We start from the raw sequence: 3,332 nt of genomic DNA, 5'->3' as shown, positions 1-3,332 counted from the left end.
GGACCGTTCTGAATCGAACGAGCCGGGGCGCGGGCCCTCGTGCGTACGGCCGTACCGGCCGCTGCCGGCCGTGGCCTCAGCCGAAGACCACACAGGTGGCGGCGGGCACGGACACCGAGCCGGCCCGGCGCGGCTCGCCGGTCACGGGGTCCACGTCGAACCAGGTGACGTCGCCGGAGCGCTCGTTGGCCGCGTACAGCCTCCGCCCCGACGGGTCGGCGGCGAGATCGCGCGGCCAACTGCCCCCGCACGGCACGGTGCCCGTGAGCAGCGGCTTCTCCGCGCCGCCGGCGAGGGAGAGGGTGGTGATGGTGTCGGCTCCGCGGACGGCCGCCCAGACGAAACGGCCGTCGGCGGAGGCCACGACGGCCGAGGGGTAGGCCGCCGGAGCCCCTGGAGCGCCCGTGGAGGCGACCGGAACCTCGCCGACCGGTTGGAGCTCGCCCGACTCCCCGTTCCAGCGGCAGACGGTCAGCTGCGGCTCCAGCTCGTGCAGGACGTAGACCACGTCGCCGGAGGGGTGGAAGGCAAGGTGGCGGGGGCCGGTCCCGGCGCGCAGCGCGGTCTCGGCGTGGAGGACCGGGGCTCCGGTGGCCGGGTCGAGCGCGCAGACCCGTACCGAGTCGGTGCCGAGGTCGACGCTGAGCACCCAGCGGCCGCTCGGGTCGGGCAGCACCTGGTGGGCGTGCGGGCCCTCCTGCCGGCCGGCATCGGGTCCGGAGCCCTGGTGGACGAGTACGGCGGCGGGCCCCCCGATCGAGCCGTCGGCGGCGAGCGGGAGGCTGCTGACGCTGCCGGAGGTGTAGTTGGCGGTCAGGAGCCGGCGCCCGGCCACGCCGAGGTGGGTGGGGCCGGAGCCGCCGACGGGGACGGCCGCGCCGAGGGGGACGAGTCCCTGCGCGGTGGTCCGGAAGGCGCCCACGGCGCCCTCCGTGACCTCGCTCACGGCGTACAGCACGCCGGTGGCGGGCTCGTGGGCCAGGTACGAGGGGTTCGCGACGGCGTCCGTGGCCGAGAGCACGGTCAGCGCTCCGGTGGCCGGATCCACGGCCGCGGTGGTGACACCGCGGCCGCCCCCCGAGGTGAACGAGCCGATCCAGGCCAGGTGTCCGCCGCCGTCGGCCGTACGGTCAATACCGCCCACACCACTGTCCGCGCCGCTCACGAGAGGCCCCTCTCCGCCGTTCCGGATCCTCCCCCAGCTAACGCCGGGAGGTACCCCCTGGGAGCGACGGTAACAGAAGGTCTAGACCAAATCCCGTCCCTGGGCCCTTTCCTGGGCGCCGGAATGGTGGACGTAGGCGGTCGAGCTCGGCCGGTCCTCGTACGTACGGTGGAAGACCGGGGTCGCGGACCCGGATATGGGCGGCACGATCCAGGACCAGTCCGCGCCCACGTCGCGACCCTTGCGCTCCTCCTTCTCCAGGTGGGTCAGGAAGCGCCGGGACTCCGTGTGGTGGTCGGCGATGGTGACCTTGGCCCGGTCGAAGGAGTACAGCACCGCCCGGTTGAGCTCGACGAGCGCACGGTCCTTCCAGAGGGACCGGTCGCTGGCGGTGTCGAGGCCCATGCGGCGGGCGACCGCGGGCAGGAGGTTGTAGCGGTCGGTGTCGGCGAGGTTCCTGGCGCCGATCTCGGTTCCCATGTACCAGCCGTTGAAGGGCGCCGCCGGATAGTGGATGCCGCCGATCTCCAGGCACATGTTGGAGATCGCGGGTACGGCGTGCCAGCGCAGGCCCCAGTCCGACCAGCCGTCACCGCCGGCCGCTCCCTCGGGGTGCTCGATGGGCACCTCCAGCACCGCGTCCGGGGGGACGTCGAACCAGCGGGGTTTGTCGTCTACCCCCTGCACGACCAGCGGAAGGAGGTCGAAGGGGGTACCGGGGCCGCGGGACCAGCCCAGCGCGAGCAGCGCGCTCGTGAGCTCGGCGTTGCGGGCGTCGCCGACGGTTATCGAGGGGTGGTCGCCGTATCCGGCGTACCGGACCAGCTGCTCGCTCCAGATGACCGGGCCGGGACGCTCCGGGGTGTCGGGGGCGAAGACCGTGATGGTGGGCCGGACCCGGCCGCCGTTGGTGGCCTCGCGCAGGTGCTCGAAGCACTCTTCCGCGATCCCGTCGGCGTCGGTGAGCCCGCGGCGGTCGCGGACGCGCAGCGAATTCCAGTACAGCCTGCCTATGCAGCGGTTGCTGTTGCGCCACGCGACGCGGGCGCCGTGCTCCAGTTCCTCGGGAGTGTGCCGGTACGTGTCCGTCTCGGCGAGCTCGGCCCGTACGGCGGCGAGCCGCTCGCGCGGATCACCCGCGTCCGGGTTCTCCCTGTGGAACAGGCGGATGAACTCCTCGGCCGCTTCCCACACCTGAGCGGCGTCGGCGCGTTGTTGAAGTATTTCCATTCCGGGCGGTTACCCCCTGTCCGATCCGACCAGGTCCACCCCGCGCGCCGTGAACGGGCGCCATGCCGGATGAATGTGCAATGAACAATCACCCGTTGTACACGCCGCAGGTCAGCGGCGTACGGAAGGCGCGCCCGGAACACTCCTCCGTGTGATCTTCATCGATCGGCCTGCGGACGGGACTTGGGGGGACGTACTATCCGCGGCATCGTCGGGCGCTCGACCGAACGACGCCCGCAGGACGCCCGAACGGCTCCCGGCCGACCGCTCAGACGCGCGTCTCGTCGTGGATCACGCGCACCGCGGCGGTGGCGGCGACGACCGCGGAGCGGGCGGAGCCCAGCGCCTCACGGGCCGCTTCCAGGCCGCCTTCACGGGAGAGCAGTGCCGAGGCGTCGGCCGCGCAGTCGATCAAGTGCAAGGCAACCCGTGCAAGTTGCTCGTCGGATCCGTACGCGTCGTCCACGGCCTTGCGCGCCCGGGCCAGCATGTCCAGCGCCTCGCTCAGCCCCGCCGGCGGAATCCTGCGCTCGGAATGAATGTTTCGCTTCACCGTCGCCACTCCCGCCACCGGTCATGTGGGCCATTTCGCGATCACCAGGCAGGAAGGATCCTGCCGTTCCACTCCCCCGCGGCCAACGGACCGAGGCATCCTGATCTTGCATTGCCGGAACAAGAAGGGGGTCCAGATGAACACCAACACCGCACATCCCGACATTGACGGCTGCACGTCGATCTGCGGGAACTGCGCGGCCGGTTACCGCAGGGCATTGCGCGAGGGCGGTTTATCCGGGACCGTTCCGGGATGCCTGATCGCTTTCGGGCTGCTGCGGAAGTCGGAGGGCTCCGACGACCACCTCCCGGTACCGCCCTCGGTCGCCGCGATCACCCTCGCGCGGCCGATCAAGCGGGCCATCCTGAACCAGCGGGCCGCGCC

3 protein-coding genes and 1 pseudogene are annotated in these 3,332 nt (G+C 71.9%); 1 reads left to right on the top strand and 3 read right to left on the bottom strand.

Going from position 1 to position 3,332, the window contains the following annotated elements; genetic code table 11:
- Positions 1-76: 76 nt before the first annotated feature.
- The 3 genes from ACFWBW_RS41660 to ACFWBW_RS41650 all read right to left on the bottom strand — a co-directional run bounded on the left by ACFWBW_RS41660 (position 77) and on the right by ACFWBW_RS41650 (position 2,948).
- Complete coding sequence (locus tag ACFWBW_RS41660; protein ID WP_385385118.1) at positions 77-1,165, bottom strand: lactonase family protein; 1,089 nt, start codon at positions 1,163-1,165, stop codon at positions 77-79.
- Positions 1,166-1,246: 81 nt separating this feature from the next.
- Positions 1,247-2,395 (bottom strand): nitric oxide synthase oxygenase, encoded by a 1,149-nt coding sequence (locus ACFWBW_RS41655; protein ID WP_385385115.1) that lies wholly within the window; start codon positions 2,393-2,395, stop codon positions 1,247-1,249.
- 268 nt (positions 2,396-2,663) lie between these two features.
- A complete protein-coding gene (locus tag ACFWBW_RS41650) occupies positions 2,664-2,948 on the bottom strand; it encodes a hypothetical protein (protein WP_385385112.1) in 285 nt (94 codons plus the stop codon).
- Between the two features lie 136 nt (positions 2,949-3,084).
- Here ACFWBW_RS41650 and ACFWBW_RS41645 point away from each other — a divergent pair.
- Positions 3,085-3,332, top strand: a pseudogene (locus ACFWBW_RS41645) (hypothetical protein); the annotation flags it as partial.

It is taken from the genome of Streptomyces sp. NPDC059957, from assembly GCF_042730015.1.
Classification (GTDB): domain Bacteria; phylum Actinomycetota; class Actinomycetes; order Streptomycetales; family Streptomycetaceae; genus Streptomyces.
The sequence above is the reverse complement of the archived record's forward strand: the minus strand, read 5'-3'. Positions and strand labels throughout refer to the sequence as shown.

What these genes read in the sequence shown, in the direction of transcription:
- ACFWBW_RS41655 (WP_385385115.1), bottom strand. Translation starts at nt 2,395, where the DNA reads ATGGAAATACTTCAACAACGCGCCGACGCCGCTCAGGTGTGGGAAGCG.